At 39.5% G+C, this 20085-nt stretch carries 19 protein-coding genes and 1 pseudogene; 13 read left to right on the forward strand and 7 right to left on the reverse strand.

What is annotated here, in order from left to right; genetic code table 11:
• Positions 1 to 109: 109 nt before the first annotated feature.
• The gene (gloA, locus tag FTT77_RS10605; protein ID WP_078191833.1) at positions 110 to 511 is read right to left on the reverse strand and encodes a lactoylglutathione lyase; all 402 of its coding nucleotides are present in this window, start codon (positions 509 to 511) and stop codon (positions 110 to 112) included.
• Between the two features lie 198 nt (positions 512 to 709).
• Positions 710 to 2854 (reverse strand): MFS transporter, encoded by a 2145-nt coding sequence (locus FTT77_RS10610; RefSeq protein WP_180063513.1) that lies wholly within the window; start codon positions 2852 to 2854, stop codon positions 710 to 712.
• Positions 2855 to 3059: 205 nt separating this feature from the next.
• Here FTT77_RS10610 and FTT77_RS10615 point away from each other — a divergent pair, with 205 nt between their 5' ends.
• Complete coding sequence (locus FTT77_RS10615; RefSeq protein ID WP_373686708.1) at positions 3060 to 5708, forward strand: Lon protease family protein; 2649 nt, start codon at positions 3060 to 3062, stop codon at positions 5706 to 5708.
• Between the two features lie 182 nt (positions 5709 to 5890).
• On the opposite strand, the gene grxD is transcribed toward FTT77_RS10615, so the two are convergent.
• Positions 5891 to 6232: a Grx4 family monothiol glutaredoxin gene (gene grxD / locus FTT77_RS10620; RefSeq protein ID WP_067762767.1), complete on the reverse strand. Its 342-nt coding sequence runs from the start codon at positions 6230 to 6232 to the stop codon at positions 5891 to 5893.
• A 196-nt stretch (positions 6233 to 6428) separates the two neighbouring features.
• Between grxD and FTT77_RS10625 the strand changes: the two genes are divergently transcribed.
• Positions 6429 to 7640 carry an aspartate aminotransferase family protein gene (locus FTT77_RS10625; RefSeq protein WP_180009361.1) on the forward strand — a complete coding sequence of 404 codons (1212 nt, stop codon included), beginning with the start codon at positions 6429 to 6431 and terminating at the stop codon, positions 7638 to 7640.
• A 68-nt stretch (positions 7641 to 7708) separates the two neighbouring features.
• On the opposite strand, the gene FTT77_RS10630 is transcribed toward FTT77_RS10625, so the two are convergent.
• The 3 genes from FTT77_RS10630 to surE all read right to left on the reverse strand — a co-directional run bounded on the left by FTT77_RS10630 (position 7709) and on the right by surE (position 10449).
• On the reverse strand, positions 7709 to 8638 hold the full coding sequence (locus tag FTT77_RS10630; RefSeq protein ID WP_180004878.1) for a LysR family transcriptional regulator: 930 nt from the start codon (positions 8636 to 8638) through the stop codon (positions 7709 to 7711).
• A 92-nt stretch (positions 8639 to 8730) separates the two neighbouring features.
• Complete coding sequence (locus FTT77_RS10635) at positions 8731 to 9561, reverse strand: peptidoglycan DD-metalloendopeptidase family protein (protein ID WP_180009371.1); 831 nt, start codon at positions 9559 to 9561, stop codon at positions 8731 to 8733.
• Positions 9562 to 9675: 114 nt separating this feature from the next.
• Positions 9676 to 10449, reverse strand: a complete 774-nt coding sequence (surE, locus tag FTT77_RS10640) for a 5'/3'-nucleotidase SurE (protein ID WP_078190173.1) — start codon at positions 10447 to 10449, stop codon at positions 9676 to 9678.
• A 116-nt stretch (positions 10450 to 10565) separates the two neighbouring features.
• On the opposite strand from surE, the gene FTT77_RS10645 reads away from it, so the two are divergent.
• The 11 genes and pseudogenes from FTT77_RS10645 (at position 10566) to purB (ending at position 19614) form a co-directional block, all read left to right on the forward strand.
• Positions 10566 to 10940, forward strand: coding sequence for an MCR_0457 family protein (locus FTT77_RS10645; protein WP_078190174.1), 375 nt, complete (start codon positions 10566 to 10568; stop codon positions 10938 to 10940).
• A gap of 228 nt (positions 10941 to 11168) precedes the next feature.
• Positions 11169 to 11555, forward strand: a complete 387-nt coding sequence (locus tag FTT77_RS10650) for an MCR_0457 family protein (protein ID WP_180004877.1) — start codon at positions 11169 to 11171, stop codon at positions 11553 to 11555.
• 118 nt (positions 11556 to 11673) lie between these two features.
• Positions 11674 to 12822 (forward strand): D-alanyl-D-alanine carboxypeptidase PBP5/6, encoded by a 1149-nt coding sequence (gene dacC / locus FTT77_RS10655; RefSeq protein WP_078191838.1) that lies wholly within the window; start codon positions 11674 to 11676, stop codon positions 12820 to 12822.
• A gap of 103 nt (positions 12823 to 12925) precedes the next feature.
• The gene (locus FTT77_RS10660) at positions 12926 to 13456 is read left to right on the forward strand and encodes a gamma carbonic anhydrase family protein (RefSeq protein WP_180009363.1); all 531 of its coding nucleotides are present in this window, start codon (positions 12926 to 12928) and stop codon (positions 13454 to 13456) included.
• A gap of 193 nt (positions 13457 to 13649) precedes the next feature.
• Complete coding sequence (locus FTT77_RS10665; protein ID WP_168377839.1) at positions 13650 to 14099, forward strand: PAAR domain-containing protein; 450 nt, start codon at positions 13650 to 13652, stop codon at positions 14097 to 14099.
• Positions 14092 to 14365, forward strand: a pseudogene (locus tag FTT77_RS17460) (PAAR domain-containing protein); the annotation flags it as partial. The gene FTT77_RS10665 and the pseudogene FTT77_RS17460, both read left to right, overlap by 8 nt.
• 568 nt (positions 14366 to 14933) lie before the next feature.
• Positions 14934 to 15566 carry a hypothetical protein gene (locus FTT77_RS10675; RefSeq protein WP_168379209.1) on the forward strand — a complete coding sequence of 211 codons (633 nt, stop codon included), beginning with the start codon at positions 14934 to 14936 and terminating at the stop codon, positions 15564 to 15566.
• A 232-nt stretch (positions 15567 to 15798) separates the two neighbouring features.
• Positions 15799 to 16284, forward strand: a complete 486-nt coding sequence (locus FTT77_RS10680; protein WP_078190179.1) for an NUDIX hydrolase — start codon at positions 15799 to 15801, stop codon at positions 16282 to 16284.
• Positions 16285 to 16288: 4 nt separating this feature from the next.
• The gene (mnmA, locus tag FTT77_RS10685; RefSeq protein WP_168379207.1) at positions 16289 to 17425 is read left to right on the forward strand and encodes a tRNA 2-thiouridine(34) synthase MnmA; all 1137 of its coding nucleotides are present in this window, start codon (positions 16289 to 16291) and stop codon (positions 17423 to 17425) included.
• A gap of 12 nt (positions 17426 to 17437) precedes the next feature.
• On the forward strand, positions 17438 to 18169 hold the full coding sequence (gene hflD, locus FTT77_RS10690) for a high frequency lysogenization protein HflD (RefSeq protein ID WP_218945479.1): 732 nt from the start codon (positions 17438 to 17440) through the stop codon (positions 18167 to 18169).
• A gap of 56 nt (positions 18170 to 18225) precedes the next feature.
• Complete coding sequence (gene purB, locus FTT77_RS10695) at positions 18226 to 19614, forward strand: adenylosuccinate lyase (protein WP_180035330.1); 1389 nt, start codon at positions 18226 to 18228, stop codon at positions 19612 to 19614.
• A 116-nt stretch (positions 19615 to 19730) separates the two neighbouring features.
• Here the strand turns inward: purB and FTT77_RS10700 are convergent, their stop codons facing one another.
• On the reverse strand, positions 19731 to 19970 hold the full coding sequence (locus tag FTT77_RS10700; RefSeq protein WP_180055204.1) for a hypothetical protein: 240 nt from the start codon (positions 19968 to 19970) through the stop codon (positions 19731 to 19733).
• Between the last annotated feature and the right edge of the window lie 115 nt (positions 19971 to 20085).

Below are 20085 nucleotides of genomic sequence, written 5' to 3' on the forward strand. Positions count from 1 at the left end.
TTTCTCCGATATATTCATTATTTTAAACGTTGATAGTGAGCTCAACGCAAAAAAATTTATAAATAAGAATATTCAGAATTACAGATGACTTTATATTAATGATTGCACATTAATTATTTCGTGCATTTGAGTCTTGTTGGATCAACTCAATTTTATAGCCATCGGGATCTTCAACAAAGGCAATGACGGTCACACCACCTTTCATTGGTCCTGCTTCACGTACCACGTTTCCGCCACGTGCTTTAATTTCTTCACAAGCCTTGTAGGCATCATCTACTGCAATAGCAATATGGCCATAAGCGTTACCCAATTCATAACTCTCCGTATCCCAGTTATGCGTTAACTCGAGTACGGTATGATTTTCTTCATCACCATAGCCCACAAATGCCAAAGTAAAACGACCTTCTTCATAATCACGCTTACGAAGCAAAGTCATACCGAGTACTTCAGTATAGAACGCCAATGAACGCTCTAAATTGCCTACACGTAACATGGTATGCAGCATGCGCATAATCGAGTTTCCTAAATCTATCATTATGTTTGAATACTATAGGGATTTAACATGCAAAGTTCAATTTAAGTCTAGAGCACATATACCGCCTTATTTCAAATATCCTTGTCCAAAACCGTAGACCTGCTTAGGCTATTCAACAGCTTAGAATAAAAAAGCCCACTCAAACTGAATAGGCTTTTTTTAAGTTAAATTGAATTATGAACTGGATTTCTGTTCATGTTCTCTCAATAGTTTGGCGACCCAAACCACTAAAATTAAAATCGGAATACCAATTAGAGTTGTCATCAAGAAAAAGTTTGGATAACCGATATTGGTCACAATCGTACCTGAGTAACCGCCTAAAATTTTAGGGGTTAAGGTCATTAATGAACTAAAGATGGCATATTGAACAGCTGTGAAAGAAACACTGGTTAAGCTCGATAAAAATGCAATAAATGCCGCACCAGCAAGACCAGAAGCCAAGTTATCAACAATAATCGCAAAATACAGCCACAGCGAACTATAAGGCTTAATGACCTTACCTTTGATGTCCACATTCTGTTCAGCACTTGCTAAGTTAATCGGTTGAATATCAACACCAAGCACACCCGCCATATTGGCCGATGTATTCACTTGATATGCTAAATCGACACTCTTTTTCACCACATCATTTTCTAGTAGTTGAGCCGTTAATGTTTTTTGCTTTGCTGTTTCGAGCGCTTGACCTGGAATTGCAGCACTAAAAACACCAGTTTTATCAAGCTTCGCGTCGAATGGTTTAGCATCCAAAATAATTTGAATTTTTTGACTTTCTTTTAACTCGCCTGCCAAGTATTGTCCACGGACCACGATACTATTTGCAGTCTCTTGAGCTGAAATCATGTTATCTGAAGTCACTGGCAGCAACATCATTGCTGAGTTTGAAAAAGCATTATTCAAATACGGCAAACTCACCTGTACTGGATGTTGATTCTTAGACTGATAATCCGCACTGACTTTAATATTTTGATCTGCAGCCAAGACTGCTTTTGGAATTTGAACTGCCCAAGCACCCGTGTCATCCGGCGTCGCTGTATATTGCTGCCCTGCTACATTTACAATGACATCGCTTAATGGCTGACCTGATTTGACCAGACCGATAAAAATCAAGTTTGTTGAACTTGCTAAAATCGCACCAACAAACATCAATTTCATAATGTTCATGCGCTGCGCTAGCAAACCGCCAAGGAAGCCGCCAACCAAGCTAAAAATCACACCATAGACTTTTACAGCTTCAGCAATCTGCTCTTTGGTGAAGTTTAAATCTTGATAAAACACATTAGAAATGACGCCGGCGATAATATCGGAAATACGGTAAAAACCAATAAGTAACAACAGCACTAAAGCCAGTTTTAGACCATAACGCTTAAAGAAATCTGCAACTGGATTAACCCAAGTTTCAAATGCCATCTGCTTATTTACAGCACCTGATTTCACTAAAACTGAACCGATACCAAAAGCAACCACAGCTGAACCAATAAAGCGCACAGCCTCTAAACAGAACAAGGTAAATGAATCTGAAATTTGCCACTGCTCTTTCAAACTTTCAACCGCTACACCTGAATAGATATAACTCAAGACAAAGGCAACCACGGCAGCAAAGAATACAGCGACTAAACGATAATAGTCGGTCCGTTTATAATGCTTTTGTACACGGTCAACCTGCGGCTCACGTATCGATAAAGTTGTGATAATACCGATAGCCATCACAGCAGCCATTGCAAGGTAAGTATATTTCCAAGCTTCATAAATATAGTTACCTTTGGCCGTGCCTAAATATGCAGCCAAAAATAACGCCCCTGCACCTGCCACGATCATGCCGATACGATAACCTGCATTATAGGTCGAAGCTAAAACGGTCTGCATTTCAGTTTCAGCCAACTCAATACGATAAGCATCAATCACAATGTCTTGCGTTGCGGCAGAAAAACCTAGTAATACGGCTCCAGCAGCCATTTGGTAAATATAGCTTTGTCCTAAAGCTGGGTCTGAAAATGCCATGATACAAATTGCACAGATAATGAGAACTTGAGCGATCAACAACCATGCACGGCGCCGTCCGAGTTGTTTGGTTAAAAATGGCACAGGTAACTCATCAATTAATGGCGCCCAAACAAACTTAAACGAATAGCCAAGCGCTGCCCAACTAAAAAAAGTCACTGCACTTTTATCAATTCCTGCTTCACCTAACCAAAGCGATAAACTGGAAAAGATCAGTAAAATTGGGATACCGGCCGAAAAGCCAAGAAAAAGCATAATCAGCGCACGTCGGTCTAAAAATGCAGTAAAAGCAGATTTCCATCCTGAAGCTTGTGTTGTCATGACTCAGTTATTTTTGTCAAAATCGAATGTTGCTATTCAAGCGCTTAATGACAACGGTTTCAACAACATTTATGAAATCATTGTTTTATTTTATCGATATTTCGCATGCTGTTGCTTGATCTTTGGCATTAAACCTGTATACCTTAATTACATATCTCTATTCTTTAGTTTTTTGGATTCAACAGTGACCCAGCGACTTGAACAAATTCACTCTTCTTTATCAACCACCATTAATGAAACCAACACAAAAAACTTAGCAGAAACAGTAACGACACTAAAGAGTGCTTTTGATCAACCCGAAATACAGAATACTTTAACTAAAACCCAGTTGCAGCCGCTTCAGCTGACGCATACGCCTGAGCTTAAAAAAATACCGACGTCTACCAAGCGGATCAAACCACTCAATGACTTTTTAGGACAAGATCGTGCCCGTGCTTCGGTTGAAGCTGGCATTGCATTGCCCTATTCAGGCTATAACATTTTTGCTGTAGGTACCGCAGGCTTAGGTAAGCGCACCATGATTAAGCGCTTATTACAACAACACGCTAAAAATATGCCAACGCCTTCAGACTGGGTGTATGTCAATAATTTCAAGTTTCCGCGTGAACCGATTGCGCTGAAACTTCCTTCTGGTCAAGCGACAAAATTCCAAACGTTATTACATCAAAGTTGGCAAACTATATTAAAACAGCTTGAACGTCGCTTCACCGCAGAAACCTATCACAATCGCATTGAAATGATTCGCCAACATGCTGGTGATGAACAACATCTTGCTTTAGTTGAATTAACCCGAGAAGGTGAAGAGCTCGATCTTAAACTGATTTCTCAGGATGATGATCATTGTTTCGTTCCCGTGCATTTGGTCGATAACAAATACCAAGAAATGTCCAAAGAAGACATCAATGCACTAAGCAGTAAACAACGAGCTGAAATTGCGTCAAACGTCCGTTATATGGATAAAAAACTTGAACGCCTTGGTCTACATCTTGGTGATCTTGAAGATGACGCACGCGATAAAGTTCAGGTTTTAAACCGTGAAATTGCTAAACAAGTCGTCATGCCGCGTATTGATGTAATTCAAAATAAATTCAGCATGGTTGAAGGCTTGGAAGATTATCTGAAGCAATATGCAGATGACATCATTCAAAATGTTGAGTTTGTGCTTGAGCAAGAAGAAGATGACTTTACACCTGGCCTATTTAACCGCGTGCCATCTCGCTACCAAGCTAACATTATCGCCACACACAAACCAAATGCTGGTGCGCCAGTTATTTTTGAAGATTTCCCAACCCATTACAATTTGCTAGGTCATGTCGAACAACTGACCCAAAATGGCACCATCACCACAGACTTTACGTTAATCCGTCCTGGTGCATTGCATAAGGCCAATGGTGGATTCCTCATCTTGGAAGCTGAACAACTTTTAGAGCAGCCTTATGCATGGCAAGGTCTAAAACGTGCATTAAAGTCAGGACATTTAAAGCTATCTTCACTTGAACATATGCTTACATTGACAGGCAGTATTTCGATTGAGCCTGAAGCTATTGATTTAAATATCAAAGTGATCCTGCTTGCTGAACCTGATATTTATTACGATATTTTAGAACTCGAACCAGAACTGGGCAGTGTCTTTAAAATTCGTGCCGATTTTACCGATACATTACAACGTAATGACATTAATGAGCAGGCATATATGCAGCTAATTGCTGATTATGTGCAAACAGACAAACTTCTGCCGTTTGACCGTACAGCACTTGCTGCACTGTTAACTGATTCAAGTCGTCAAGCTGAAGATCAAAGCTCTTTGTCATTACATGCCCTCACCTTAGGTGATTTGATTCGTGAAGCACATCATCATGCAGCCCTCGCTGGCGATAAAATGGTGACAGAAACACATATCAACACCGCTCTTGATCATCGTAAATACCGTCTAGGCTACTTACGTGAATTGTATTGGCAAGATCTCAGTCGCGGCACACAATTAATTGAAACCAAAGGTCATCGATTCGGGCAGATCAACGCCCTCTCTGTGATTCAATATGCAGATGTTGAATTTGGTTTACCGTCACGTTTAACAGCTTCGGTTTATCAAGGCGGTGGCGATATTTTAGATATCGAACGTAGCGTAGAACTCGGTGGTTCTCTGCATGCCAAAGGCGTCCTATTGATGTCGAGTTTCTTAAAGGCACACTTTGGTCGTGAACAAATTTTACATTTCTCTGCTGCCCTCGCCTTTGAGCAAAGCTATGGTCAAGTGGATGGCGACAGCGCAACTGTTGCAGAGCTTTCAGCTCTTATTTCCGCTATTAGCCAATTACCGATCGATCAATCTTGGGCAATCACTGGCTCCATGAACCAATTGGGTCAAGTTCAACCGATTGGGGGTGTAAATGCCAAGATTGAAGGCTTCTATGATGCATGTAAATTACAAGGGTTAACAGGCAAGCAAGGTGTGATTATTCCACGCCAAAATATGCAGCACTTAATGTTACGCAAAGATGTGATTGAAGCTGTGCAACAAGGTCAATTCCATATTCACGCCATAGATACCATTGACCAAGCATTAGAAATTTTGATGGCGCGTCCAGTAGGCACTCTTGATAAAAAAGGTCGTTATAGCAAAGGCTCAATCTACGCTGCTGTCATGGAGCAACTTGAGTACTGGCAAGCGATTGAAGACGGTGCTGAGTTTGAGGAAGAAGAGCCAAAGAAAAAGAAAAAAAAGAAGAAGTCAAAAAAGAATAAAGATAAAAAGGCAAAGAAGTCTGAAGCTCAAGACAGCACTGCTAAAAATGGGACTGCTGAAAACGAGCAACGTGTTGAAGAAAGTCCGACTGAAGACAATCCGTCATAAATCTTCGATGAGTTTATTCATTTGTTGATTTTTCCACCACCCTTTGTGCTTTAAATGCGTATGGGGATGGTGGAAAAACGCATAAACCACGACTTTTTTGATAAATAAGTCATAAAAAAAGCGCCTTAAAGGCGCTATTTTTATCTGTATCCAATGATCAAAATCATCAAATACACATCCAATTAAGCTTCAGGAGCTGGGCTATATTGTTCAACTAAAGGTTGTAATTCACCTTTTTGGAACATATCAAGCATAATGTCGCTACCACCGATCAACTCACCATTGATCCATAATTGTGGGAAAGTCGGCCAGTTTGCAATTTGTGGAAGAGTTGCGCGAATATCTTGATTTTCAAGAATATTTACATAAGCAAACGGACGACCAATTTGACTGAGCGCTTCTACTGCACGCGCAGAGAAACCACACTGTGGAAACTGTGGAGTGCCTTTCATGTAAAGTAGAACTGCGTGTTTAGCAATTTGGTCACGAATTAACGCTTCTGTATCGCGTGCTTGTTCAGTCATTGATATATCCTCAATAAATCTGCTTCGCATTATACCCAAAACTGAGTAAAACAATATGACTAAAGCAATATTTCACGTTTTATTTACATTTCAGCTTTTCAAGTGAGTCATATTTTGCTTATATAGACCTCTTGATGCTCATATATATGGCGTCTCCTCTATATTATTTCAATCACCTGACAAATTAGAGTTAGTCATGAATAACATTACCCTTGCCCCAGTACAAACTGATCAACCATCGCACTTGATGCCAGTATTTGGCCGCCAACCGATCAGCTTTGTCCGAGGTCAAGGTGCTCACCTGTATACCGCAGATGGCACAGAATACTTAGACGCACTGACAGGGATAGCTGTTTGTGGTTTAGGTCACTCACATCCTGCAATTACAGCTGCAATTGCTGAACAGGCAGCGACCCTCATTCATACCAGTAACTTATTTGAAGTGCCTTGGCAAACGGCTGCTGCGCAAAAATTAGCTGAAGTTGCGGGTATGGAAGAAGTTTTCTTCTCAAATAGTGGTGCAGAATCAAATGAAGGTGCAATCAAAATTGCACGTAAATTTGGTCATATGCAAGGTGTTGCAAGCCCTAAAATTATTGTTGCTGATCATTCATTCCATGGTCGTACCATGGCGACATTATCTGCAACAGGTAACAAAAAAGTTCAAGAAGGCTTTGGCCCACTGGTTGAAGGTTTTATTCGTGTACCTTTTGGTGATATCGAAGCAATTGAAGAAGCTGCAATTCACCACCCAGACATCGTAGCGATTTTGGTTGAGCCGATCCAAGGTGAAGGTGGTGTAAATACTGCACCTCAAGGTTTTAGCTACCTCGAAGAAATTCGTCAAATCTGTAATCAACACAACTGGTTAATGATGCTTGATGAAGTGCAAACAGGTAACGGCCGTACTGGTAAATACTTTGCATATCAACACACCAATATTATTCCTGACGTGCTAACTACAGCAAAAGGTCTAGGTAATGGCTTCCCTATCGGCGCAGTCATGACTCAAGGTCGTGGTGTTGGCGTTTTAACAGCGGGTAACCACGGTTCAACTTATAGCGGTACAGCATTAGGTTCACGTGTGGTTTATACCGTGATTGATACCATTCAAAAGGAAAACCTTATTGAAAATGCTGCAAATATGGGTGCGTATCTTGTTGAGCAATTCACAGAGCAACTTGCAGAGCAAAACGTGACTGTTCGTGGTTTTGGTTTAATGGTCGGCATTGAATTACCAAAAGCATGTGGCGAACTTGTGAATATTGCACGTGATGAGCATCACTTGATTATTAACGTAACAGCAGGCTCTGTGATTCGTTTATTACCTACGCTGAACATCAATAAAAAACAAGCGGATATCTTGATTGAACGCATTGTTAAAATGGTGAAAAACTTTCTAGCGTAATTTGTGCCGAAAGTAAAAAAAGCCGCTGATTGCGGCTTTTTTTATATCTTTTTAAACCTTTTTTGTTTTTATGAGGCTTCTTGGTATACACGTCCGCCTGGTAATTGACTGAAATACAATTTTAATGCATCTAGGCAACGATGAATTTTAGTAGGCTGTTGATCACGTTTAGACATCACAGCATATAGAGTAAATGATGGTAAACGCCATTCTGGTAAAACTTCAACAAGAGAACCGTTTAATAAGTCTTTTTGCGTATCTAGATATAATATTCTTGCAATGCCATGTCCTTGTTGACACATTGCTTTTGCAGCAAATACATTATTTGTTGTAAATCGGGAGTGCACATCCAATGCAACCTGCTCTTTAGTCACTGCATTTTCAAATGCAAAATGCTGAAAGTTTTTAACCAAATTTATTTGAACCATATCATGATTTTGTAAATCTTCTGGTCGTGTAATTAAACTGGTTTGGTTGATATAGCTTGGTGCTGCAACGAGAACTTGTTCAACATGTGCCAATGGCACCACATGAAACTGTTGATCATCAATTTTTGAACTCATTCGTAGCGCAATATCAATGCGGCCATCAATTAAGTCGATATATTGATTATCTGCTTCTAGATGAACGGATAAACCGCGATGTGCCGACATCCAATGTGACAATGCAGGAATCACATGATTCGCACAAATTTCTGGTGTCGATGCAATACGTAATTCACCGACTAAGTCGTCACGAAGTTCATTGATACGAATTTTGCCGCGCTCTGCGGCAGATAGCATCTCTTGGCAACTATGAAAAAAAGCTTGTCCAGCTTCTGTCAAACTTAACTTACGTGTTGAACGATGTAAAAGAATGACTTCCATATCCTGCTCTAGTGAGCGGATTTGCTGACTCACGGCACTCGTGGTAATACCTAACTCACGAGCAGCACCGCTAAACGAATTTTTTTCCACAACGCAAGCAAAGACACCCATTGCTCGAAGTTGATCTAACATAAATTTCCCTCATAAACTTATGAGAAGCTTCATCTTTCGATAAAAGCAACTCATTGTATTATACGGGGATATTTTGCTTTTGCATTATATATTTAATTATTTGGTAAAACTGAAGTTGGATTGATTGGTTTACCATCTAAACGCACCTGAAACTCAAGCATCGTACGGTTTGTACCCGATGAACCCATCTCACCAATTTGCTGCCCTGCTTTCACAGTATCGCCACTTTTGACATTCATTTTACTGTTATGTGCATATGCAGTGATATAGCCATTAATATGCTTCACCAAAATTAAATTGCCGTACTCTTTAAGACCATCGGCGGCATAGACCACTTGACCATCAGCTGCTGCAAAAATAGGATCACCTGTATTACCTGCGTAACGTGTTCCTTTCACATTCGATGCTAAGTTATAGCCTTGTAATACCGTAGGACGTGATACTGGACTCACCCAACGTAAACTTGAAGAACTGACCACTGGCGTTGGAACTGTAGTTCGCGTCACTGTCGATGGAGTGGTTGAAGCTTGAGTCACGGGCGCTGTTTGCGTTGGCATTGCAATCGTTTGGCGTTGAATTGGTGCCGCTTGAGTCATGGCTTGCGTAGACGTTGTACGACGTGAGCCGCCATTTTTAAGGCGAATGGATTGTCCAACATAGATGCGATAAGGCTGCGCAATATCGTTCATTTCTGCAATGCTGACATAGCTCAAACCATAGCGAGCGGCAATGCCACTTAAAGTATCTCCCGAACGAACTGTATAATAATCCGGAGCAGTCGCATAACGGGTCGCATTATTAATTTGTGGTTTTGACGCACAGCCAGTCATGACCAAAGTCGTAACAACCGCAGCAGATAAAACAAGGGTCTTAAATAATGCTGCAGGAGCGGCAATAACGCGATATTGTGACACCAGGGACATCATCTTCCTCACTAATAATTCAAATATAGTCATTATGAATGGGCTAAGATTAGCAAAAATCCACTCTAAAAAAGTTGCGGCATAACCATTTTCACAAAGTTATAACATTAATACTTAAGATTTAGATAACTCTGAGTGCAAGTTATTCAAAATCTCATAGTTTGTAGCATCCATTTGTATAGGCGTTACACTGACATAACCATTTGCAACTGCAAAGAAGTCTGATTCGATATGCGTTAAGCCTTTCTTAGGCTCTGCCACTGCCTCGCCTGCCAATCCAATCCAATAGACTTGACGACCACGCGGGTCTACATGACTGGTAATCGGTTTGGACTGTAAACGTCTTCCTTGATAGGTCACTTTGGTGCCTTGAAGTTCAGCAACATCTGGAATATTAATATTAAAAATATGTCGTGCAGGTAGCGCGGGTAGTCCATTGGCAATAAAATCATGCACCCATTGCGCGGCGACTGCATAATCTTCTGGGTTATTATAACTACGCACATTTGGCCCAGCCAAAGAGACGGCTAGCGCAGGTTGTTTCATTAAACGGCCTTCAAATGCCGCACCCACTGTCCCTGAATACAGCACATCATCACCCAGATTTGCGCCACTATTGATTCCACTCACCACCAGATCAAATTCGAAGTCGAACAAGCCATTCATTGATAAATACACACAGTCCGCAGGTGTACCATTTACCGCCCACATATTCGGTGCAATTTCGACAGGTCGTAATGGTCGATCTAAAGTTAAAGCACTTGAAAAACCGCTGCGTTCGCTTTCAGGCGCCACGATCACCACACGACCGAGAGGACGCAATGCATGTGCTAAAGCTTGGATACCGGGAGCAAAAACGCCATCATCATTGGCAATTAAAATATTCACAACTAAATTTCCATTACTAAAAAATTAAAAATGACTCGCAAGAACATTTTATTGAAATATATGAATAATTATATATATTTACATTTCAACATCCAGCATAAATGTGTGTGTACAAAATGAATAAAACCGTAGCACTTCGTGGTTTATTGGGCTTTGCTCTAGCAGCTTGCATGACTCAAACTGTGGTCGCAGACAATGACTTCACTCAAGAAGAAGCCAATACCATCGTAAAAGAAGACATTGCATCTGCACAAGTCATGTTAGAAGTATGCCCTGCGATTATTGGTCAAAATGCAAAATTTGATGCCAACATTCAAGCACTCACTAAAACATATCTTGCTGATTATTCTGATAAATCAATGACATTAGAAAAACTACAGTCTGACAGCGAATATAAATCAGTTCTTGAAGAAGCGCGTCAAGCTGCTAAAGAAACTGATAAAGCTGAGCAAAAATCAGTTTGTGATGACGTTTTAAGTTATGAAGGTTAATTGATCATTCAGCTTTGGACGTCCTCTAAATAGGTTAGTCCTTATTGCATCAAACCTGCCAAAAAAAGGATGAAGCCTTATAGCCTCATCCTTTTTTCTTTCACAATGTATTGATTTTTAAACAGCTTCAATACAATTTTCTACTGATCTCTACCAGAAATACGATTAAGCTAAGCAAATAAATTTTAGCTATTTGATATCTTTTAGGTTATTTAACAGGTTATTTAAATGAAAAACTCCTTTGTAAAATCTCTTTGTGCCCTTAGTCTTTCTGCTTTTGCTTTCACTACCATGTCTGCACATGCCGCAGATGAAAAAATTGAAGTTACCCCTACACCTCAAGTGACTACTCAAGAACTTGCAGCTATCTATGTACTATCTGAAGTCTGCCCAAAATTGGTGAATGACAAAGATCAACCAAAGTTTGAAGCGGGTTATGCAAAATTAGCTAAAGAATATATGCCGAATGAAAAGAACCCAGTAAATGCTTTACAGCAACTCAGCAAACAAAAAAGTTTTAAAGACGCTTTAAAAGAAGCGCAGTCTGATGCGAAGAAAGCTGGCGATAAGAAAAATGGTGCGATTTGCAAAGAATTGACTGCTTACAGCAAATAATACCAATTGGTTACAATACTTTTAAAATAAGCGCTTGCACCCCATAGCAGTCCGCCTAGCTTTGTCCTAAAATGCTAGGCTCTTTGTGCTTATACCTAAGTTATTGGAACCACCCAGAATGACCCGAAAAACCGCCCTTGCCGCATTACTACTTGCACCTAGTTTTTCATTCGCGGCAACTGTCCTTTCTGCACCACCTGAATTAAATAATAAATCTTATGTGCTGATGGACTATGAGACAGGGCAAATCCTTGCTTCTAAAAATGAAAACGAAAAATTAGCTCCTGCTTCAATGACAAAAATGATGACCAGTTACATCATTGAGCAAAAGTTATTAAGCGGTGAACTAACTGAAAATGAAAAAGTACGTATGAATGAGTCGGCTTGGTGTCGCGGCAGCAGCACTGAGTCATGTATGTACGTTCCGCTCAACGGCACTGCAACTGCATTAGAAATGTTACGTGGCATTATCATTCAGTCGGGTAACGATGCTTCTAAAGCTATGGCAGAACATATTGCTGGCAATGAAGGCACCTTTGCCCACATGATGAACCAAGAAGCGAAACGTATTGGCATGGTGAATACTCAATTCATCAATGCGACAGGTATGCCAGCTGAAGGTCATTTCTCGACTGCCAAAGATATGGCGACTCTTGCGCAACATATCATTCATGACAGTTCAAAATACTATCCGATCTACTCTGAAAAAGAATTTACGTTCAATGGCATTAAGCAAGGCAACCGTAATGCCCTGCTTTATACTGACCCAAGTGTAGATGGTTTAAAAACTGGTCATACTGAAGAAGCGGGCTACTGCTTAACGACTTCAGCTAAACGTGGTCCTTTACGTTTAATTTCAGTGATCTTTGGTGCGCCAAGCATGAACGAGCGTGCATCTCAAACACGTGAAATTTTAGCTTGGGGTTATGCAAACTTTGAAACTGTAAAAGTTCAACCTGCTAAACAAGTGCTTGCAAAAGCAAAAGTTTGGTACGGTAAAGACAATGAAGTTCAAGTAGGTCTAGCTGAAAACTTTAACGTGACGATGCCTAAAGGCGAAGCGAACGCCATTAAAACTCAATTGGTTGTTCAACCAAAATTAACTGCACCTTTAAAACAAGGTCAAGTGGTCGGTAAATACGTTGCAACGCTTAATGGCAAAGTCATTGCTGAAAAACCACTTGTAGCTCTACAAAATGTTGAAGAAGCTGGTTTCTTTGCAAAAATGATTGATCACATCAAACAATTCTTTAGCAACTTATTCTAAGTTTAATGAAAACTGAGCTTTAAGACTAAAGTGAAAGCATCTAGATTTCGGTCTAGGTGCTTTTTTATTTTATAATGCCTAAAAACCTGTAGATGACTTTCCTATGAGCCAAAACATTCGCCCTTATTTACACACTGTTCCACGTATTGCTGACTCTTGCTATATCGATGAAATGTCAGTGGTGATTGGCGATGTTGTATTGGCTGAAAATGTCTCTGTTTGGCCATTTGCTGTGATTCGTGGTGATGTAAACCATATTCGTATTGGTAAAAACTCTAATGTGCAAGATCACTCAATGTTGCATGTGAGTCATAAAAAAGCCGATAAGCCTGAGGGTTCTCCACTGATTATTGGTGAAGATGTCACAATTGGTCATCATGTAAAATTACACGGTTGTACCATTGGTAATCGTGTTTTAGTCGGTATAGGTACGATTATTTTAGATGATGTAATTGTTGAAGATGATGTGATGATTGGTGCTGGTTCACTTGTTCCACCAAATAAGGTTTTGGAAAGTGGTTATTTATATGTGGGCAGTCCAGTCAAAAAAGTCCGCCCCCTAACCGATAAAGAAAAAGCATTTTTACCGTATTCAGCGCAGAATTATGTGAAGGTGTCGGGGAATTATAAATAAAATAGATTTTATTTAGGTTAATTTTTATTAAAGCATTATTTCAATGCTAAAAATTTATTTATTGTTTTGCACCTAAAATGCATATATTAGAATAAATATAAAATTAGATAGTATTTCCTTAGTTACATTTTCAAATTTTATTAGTCATCTTATTTTATTAAGCTCGAATATAATTACAATATTTGGACATAGTATGACTAGCCCTACTTTTTTGCATCAACTGCCAAAAGAGCAGCTACAAAAGCTTTCAAAAGAAGATATAAAAAAAATTCATGAGGCAGAACAACTATATTGGAATCATAAGCCTCACACAAAATATTATGTAGCATTTAACGGTGCAAAAACTAAAAATGGTGGACTTGTTCGGGCATCAAATCATACTTTTAAAGTCCAAGGGATATCATTGGCATTGATAGGTGATGAAGCCATATACTTAGATGGTTCAACAGCAAAAATTATCTCTGGCGCAGGATCGCTTTTCAATGTAGATGGTCGATCAGCCGCTCTAATCGGTTCATTTTTAGAAAATGGCGATGAAATTATTGATAGTCCAATTACATCTCATGTATTACGCTTATATCATGATGCGATACCCCCTATAGGCTTTATGACTACAACAATTGGAGACTCAAAAAATGTCTAAAGGATTCGGCATTCATGGGTCTACAACGAGCCACGGAGGAACAGTCATATCCACTCAGTTCAGAAGTTCACAGATGGGGAATCTTTTTTCTTCGTGCTGGAGATGGTTTCGCATGTCCGAAATGTAAAACTTGGTCTACGTTAATTAAAAGTAATGACCACGTTATTTTTGATGGCAAGGCTGTAGCTTATGTAGGCGATAAGTTCACTTGTGGTGCTACCTTACTCCCTAAGCAAGTACATGTAGTTGGAGCTAGTGGTGGTCCTAGTAATTCATCCGTCTTAAATTTTCAGACAACATCTCAACAAAGTAATAATTTGGCAAACAATTTTAGCCGTAACAAAGAAAATTATTATATAGAACAAAATAGAACACAATACGTGAAATTCAAAAATTTAATTCTTCCTTATGATGAGGATAAAAAGGTTGGGTAGGAGTTGTTTCTCAAGCTATTTCTGGGACTTGTGAATATATTGTTAGCTATATTTTAAAGGGTCGTGAATTATTTATAACAGTTTCCTATATAGCCCCTCCATTAAAAGGAGATGCTAAAATTAAACCTTTTGTTTCAGTAAAAATATTTAGAGAAAAAGCAAGAGATTTTAAACTACTCTCACAAAAAAATTTAGAAATAGGGAATGGTGTCTGGAATACTGAAAAGGGGAAAGAACTAGTTGGATCAGGAACAATTCTTCTTCCGGAGCCCAATTTGTCTTTAATTAAAGTTGAAATGCAAATGGGATATGAAGCCAAATTAGATGGCGGAATAATTTATCCAAATCCAAGATTTACAACACATACATTCACATTAACTTCGGCTGCTAGACGTATTTCATGAAAAAATATCTAATTTTAACTATTCTTTTTAGTACAGTTTTCACTATAACTGGATGCTCTAATGCACAAGAGATTCCAAAGAAAAATGAAGTTGTAGAAGAACAAAAAATATCCCTATCAGATGATATTATCATCCAAAAATACAGAATATTAATGAATGATATAGACATTCATAACCCTAAATCTAAAGAAAAATTAAAAAATATTTTATTAGATGTAAAAAAAATCCAAGCTCAAAATGAGCGAGAAAAAATAGAAATGAATATTTATCTCTCTTTAGAAATGTATCAAGAGGCTTATGAATTAAATAAGAAACAACTCAATGAGAGACCAACTCAAGCTAAATTATTTAAGCACTGTGAACTAATGCAAATTTTGAAATATCCGCAAAATGACCTGCGATCTTGTCAGAGTAAAGTAGCAGAAGGTATAAGGAATGAATTAAAGACTATCCCCAAAGATGATCCAGCCTATCCGTATGCTAAATGGGGATATTTATTAGCTATGTATAAATCAGGACATGGTGAGTATAAAGAACAAATGGAAAAATTCATTAACTCGACTACAGATGAAACAATGAAGTTCCAATTTCAGGGTTCTTATGAAATGGCAATTGAAAGTAACAATTGAAATAGTGCATGTATTAATTATTTTTTAATATTAATCATATCCATATTACAAAAAAAGCCTATATCAACTGTACAGGGCTTTTTATGATTCATTGTTTCCAACCCCATTTATGAAACAGTGTTCCATAAATTTCTACGCTAAAAAATATCTCTATCCAAAGAATTCACCTCCCATCGTAGCCACCGCTCCCTAAATTTTGTAGAATAGCGTTTTTACCCCATGGTGCTTTTCTATGACCGCTTGGACTGCTCACGTCACTGTTGCGACAGTCGTTGAAAAAGACGGAAAATTCCTATTTGTTGAAGAACATACAGAAGGTGTGACCCATACTGTATTTAATCAACCTGCAGGTCATGTTGAAGCTGGCGAAACCATTATTGAAGCCGCCATTCGAGAAACCATGGAAGAAACAGGTCACGATGTAGAAATCACGAACCTCCTAGGCATGTATACTTATACTCCTCCGATGTTCCCTGATCGTACTTATTTCCGTTTCTGTTTCTTAGCTAAAGACATTCAGCACCATGCCGATGCACAATTAGACACAGGTATTGTCGGTGCAGTATGGATGACGCTTGATGAACTCATTGAGTCTGCCCGTGCGCGTAGTCCATTAGTCATCAAAGCTGTGCAAGATGCTCTTTCAGGTCAAAAATTTCCTTTATCGCTCATTTACGAGCACCAAAATTCTCCCTTAATTTCAAATTTGGATGCTTAATCCTATGCAACAACGTGTCATCGTCGGTATGTCTGGTGGTGTAGATTCTTCTGTATCTGCAGCACTTTTACTTCAACAAGGTTATCAAGTTGAAGGTCTTTTCATGAAAAACTGGGAAGAAGATGACGGCACGGAATACTGTACGGCAATGGAAGATCTTGCCGATGCTCAAGCCGTTTGTGACAAAATTGGAATCAAACTTCATACCGCAAACTTTGCGATGGAATATTGGGACCGTGTCTTTGAGCATTTCTTAGAAGAATATGCCGCAGGTCGTACACCAAACCCAGATATTCTCTGCAATAAAGAAATTAAATTCCGTGCATTTCTCGACCATGCTGTGAACTTAGGTGCTGACTTTATTGCGACAGGCCACTATTGCCGCCGTGGTGAAACGCTAAAAAATTCACGTGGTGAAGAGTATGCCCCTCTACTGCGTGGTCTAGACAACAACAAAGACCAAACCTATTTCCTACATGCAGTGCATGGTCGTGAAATTAACAAAACTTTGTTCCCTGTGGGTGAAATTGAAAAACCACAAGTGCGTAAAATCGCTGAAGAATTAGGTCTAATCACCGCGAAGAAAAAAGATTCAACAGGAATTTGCTTTATTGGCGAACGTCGATTTAATGACTTCTTAAAGCAATATTTACCTGCTCAACCCGGAAAAATCGTCCTAGACACGGGTAAAGAGGTTGGTGAACATCACGGCTTAATGTACTATACGCTCGGCCAACGTGGTGGCATCGGTCTTGGTGGTCTAAAAGGTGCTGAAGAAGGCGCTTGGTTTGTACTGCATAAAGATATCGAAGGTAATCGCCTAGTCGTTGGTCAAGGTCATGAACATCCACTCATGCAAAGCACCATTTTATGGTCTGAAGCGATTGATTGGGTGGCTGGTGAACAAGAGATTCCTGAATCAGGCTTCCGCTGCACAGCGAAAACTCGTTATCGTCAGCCTGACCAAGACTGTACAATATTTAAAGACCCTACAGCGCCAAATGGTGTGCGTGTCGAATTCGATGAGCCACAACGTGCTGTTACACCGGGTCAAAGTGTGGTGTTCTACACCGGTGAAGTTTGTTTAGGGGGTGGTGTGATTCATCATACCAATGCGCCTAAACCGGATTTTATTGAATAAGGATTGTTTCGGATGACAGAGTTACCGTTTCAACAGCCTCAGACTCTGAATACTCGCCAAAATCGTGCATTGGCGTTAGCTGCTGTTTTTCAAGCGACACAGCTGACCCACATGACTGCATTGACTGGGCAACAGAGTATCGGGGAAAGCGGTAACTTTTATTTTGAACATCTCATTAAAGCCAGTTTAAATATCCGTCCTAAGTCGAATCAGTCTAGTCAGACGCTTGATTTTTTTAGTGGCTTGGCGGATATTTCGCTGGGATTAAAAACCTTAGAAAGTAGCATTACTCAACCCTTCAATACATCTCCCAAATCTAGACTTCCTAAACTTGCCAATACTAAGCTACCCATGACGTATGCGATGGCGTTATTGCAGTTAGAAAAGAAAGTCTATAGCAATCCTAAATTTGTCGAAACCATTGAACAATCCCAACAAAAAATTCTAAGACAGCTTTCCTTTTTTGATAATAATTATTTACATCCAAGTATCATTGCCAATTTAGCGCAAACCTATATTGAAACTGCAGGCCAAATTAATCCACGTATTATGGTTCGTGGTAATGCCGAAGCATTTAAAGACACTTCTCATACCAATCGCATTCGCGCCACCTTATTTACCGGCTTACAAATGGCACATTTATGGCGTCAGCTCGGTGGTAGCTCATGGGGTATGATTTTCAGTAAGCGCAAGCTACTACAAGATATTCAAGATCTTGCCCGTTTACAGTATCAGGTGGTTTAACTGATGCAGTACGGGCTTTTTGTTTTACGTTTAATTCCAAAATTTAAGGAATCGCTATGAACGCTTTAACCGCACTTTCTCCATTAGATGGACGTTACGCAAGCAAATGTGATGCTCTACGTCCCTTCCTCTCTGAGTTTGGTTTAATCCATGCTCGTGTGACTGTTGAAGTGCGTTGGTTACAAGCGCTTGCAAACCGTCCTGAAATCACTGAAGTTCCAGCGTTCAGTGCTGAAACTAACGCTGCGCTTGATGCAATTGTTGCGAACTTCTCTGAAGACAATGCAAACCGCATTAAAGAAATTGAACGTACAACAAACCATGATGTAAAAGCAGTTGAGTACTTCTTAAAAGAGCAAATCGCACATATCGATGAGCTTAAAAATGCTGGAGAATTCATTCACTTTGCATGTACATCTGAAGACATCAACAACTTGTCTCATGCTTTAATGCTTAAAAATGGCCGTGAAGTTTTAGTTGCAGCAATGCAGCAAATCATCGATTCAATCGTTGCTTTGGCTGAACAACACGCTGAACAACCAATGTTGTCTCGTACACATGGTCAAACTGCAAGCCCAACAACTTTGGGTAAAGAAATGGCGAACGTGGCTTACCGCCTTGCACGTCAAATCAAACAATTCAAACAAGTTGAATTACTTGGTAAAATCAATGGTGCAGTAGGTAACTACAACGCGCACTACTCTGCTTACCCTGAAATTAACTGGCCTGCGCATTCTCAAGCTTTTGTAGAGTCTTTAGGTTTAACCTTCAACCCGTACACGACTCAGATTGAACCGCATGACTACATGGCGGAACTTTTTGATGCGCTACGTCGTTTCAACACAATCTTAATCGACTTTAACCGTGACGTTTGGGGATACATCTCACTTGGTTTCTTCAAACAACGTTTGAAAGAAGGCGAAGTTGGTTCTTCAACAATGCCACATAAAGTTAACCCAATTGACTTCGAAAACTCTGAAGGTAACTTGGGTATTGCGAATGCGGTATTGGCTCACCTTGGTGAAAAACTTCCTGTATCTCGTTGGCAGCGTGACTTAACTGACTCTACTGTTCTACGTAACATGGGCGTTGGTTTTGCACAAAGCTTGATCGCATTTGAAGCTTGCTCTAAAGGTATTGGTAAACTTGAATTGAATGCTCAACGTATTCTAGAAGACCTTGACCATGCGCAAGAAGTGCTTGCAGAACCGATTCAAACTGTGATGCGTCGTTATGCAGTTGAAAAACCTTACGAAAAACTTAAAGCCCTTACTCGTGGTCAAGCAATGACTCGCGACATGATGGTTGATTTCGTAAATGGTAATGAGCTTGAAGCTGTTCCTGCAGCTGACCGTGCGCGTCTTGCAGAAATGACACCTGCAACATATACAGGTAATGCATCAACTCAAGCAGCAAACATTAAAGATCTTATTTCTAAAATCTAATTTTAGATAGATCAAAAAAAACGAGGCTTCATGCCTCGTTTTTTATTTATAATACTTCTGCTCTCTTTGAGATGAGGAGCATGCTCCGCAAGGAGATAGAAAATTTAGACGCAATTTTATTCTGCAGGGCAATATTTCGCCCAATCATCTTTCATCCTTTGTAATTCACAGCCTGTTAAAACATCTGAATAATAAACATAATATGTGGTATCGGGATATTGAATCTTATGGCGAAACATCATGCCGCGCAAAGACACAGAGAGCTCTTCTGGAAAATCACCTGTTAAATTAAGTTCTTCAAACTCATAGTTAAAATAACAATTTTGAGTCGCAATAAATGCCTCAACAACGGCCATAGTTACTACCAAATACTTAAACATCGATATTCATCTGAGTTTAATACAATCTTTTTAAAAATACTTATCCCCAGCCGCAAACTAAAGACATTTGAAAAAATAATGCACAAATTCT

It is taken from the genome of Acinetobacter sp. YH01010 (assembly GCF_013420775.1).
GTDB lineage: Bacteria > Pseudomonadota > Gammaproteobacteria > Pseudomonadales > Moraxellaceae > Acinetobacter > Acinetobacter amyesii.

Coding starts and splice junctions, on each gene's coding strand:
- gloA (WP_078191833.1), bottom strand. CDS start 511: ATGCGCATGCTGCATACCATGTTACGTGTAGGCAATTTAGAGCGTTCA.
- FTT77_RS10610 (WP_180063513.1), bottom strand. CDS start 2,854: ATGACAACACAAGCTTCAGGATGGAAATCTGCTTTTACTGCATTTTTA.
- grxD (WP_067762767.1), bottom strand. CDS start 6,232: ATGACTGAACAAGCACGCGATACAGAAGCGTTAATTCGTGACCAAATT.
- FTT77_RS10625 (WP_180009361.1), top strand. CDS start 6,429: ATGAATAACATTACCCTTGCCCCAGTACAAACTGATCAACCATCGCAC.
- FTT77_RS10630 (WP_180004878.1), bottom strand. CDS start 8,638: ATGTTAGATCAACTTCGAGCAATGGGTGTCTTTGCTTGCGTTGTGGAA.
- FTT77_RS10635 (WP_180009371.1), bottom strand. CDS start 9,561: ATGTCCCTGGTGTCACAATATCGCGTTATTGCCGCTCCTGCAGCATTA.
- FTT77_RS10645 (WP_078190174.1), top strand. CDS start 10,566: ATGAATAAAACCGTAGCACTTCGTGGTTTATTGGGCTTTGCTCTAGCA.
- FTT77_RS10650 (WP_180004877.1), top strand. CDS start 11,169: ATGAAAAACTCCTTTGTAAAATCTCTTTGTGCCCTTAGTCTTTCTGCT.
- dacC (WP_078191838.1), top strand. CDS start 11,674: ATGACCCGAAAAACCGCCCTTGCCGCATTACTACTTGCACCTAGTTTT.
- FTT77_RS10660 (WP_180009363.1), top strand. CDS start 12,926: ATGAGCCAAAACATTCGCCCTTATTTACACACTGTTCCACGTATTGCT.
- FTT77_RS10665 (WP_168377839.1), top strand. CDS start 13,650: ATGACTAGCCCTACTTTTTTGCATCAACTGCCAAAAGAGCAGCTACAA.
- FTT77_RS10675 (WP_168379209.1), top strand. CDS start 14,934: ATGAAAAAATATCTAATTTTAACTATTCTTTTTAGTACAGTTTTCACT.
- FTT77_RS10680 (WP_078190179.1), top strand. CDS start 15,799: ATGACCGCTTGGACTGCTCACGTCACTGTTGCGACAGTCGTTGAAAAA.
- mnmA (WP_168379207.1), top strand. CDS start 16,289: ATGCAACAACGTGTCATCGTCGGTATGTCTGGTGGTGTAGATTCTTCT.
- hflD (WP_218945479.1), top strand. CDS start 17,438: ATGACAGAGTTACCGTTTCAACAGCCTCAGACTCTGAATACTCGCCAA.
- purB (WP_180035330.1), top strand. CDS start 18,226: ATGAACGCTTTAACCGCACTTTCTCCATTAGATGGACGTTACGCAAGC.
- FTT77_RS10700 (WP_180055204.1), bottom strand. CDS start 19,970: ATGGCCGTTGTTGAGGCATTTATTGCGACTCAAAATTGTTATTTTAAC.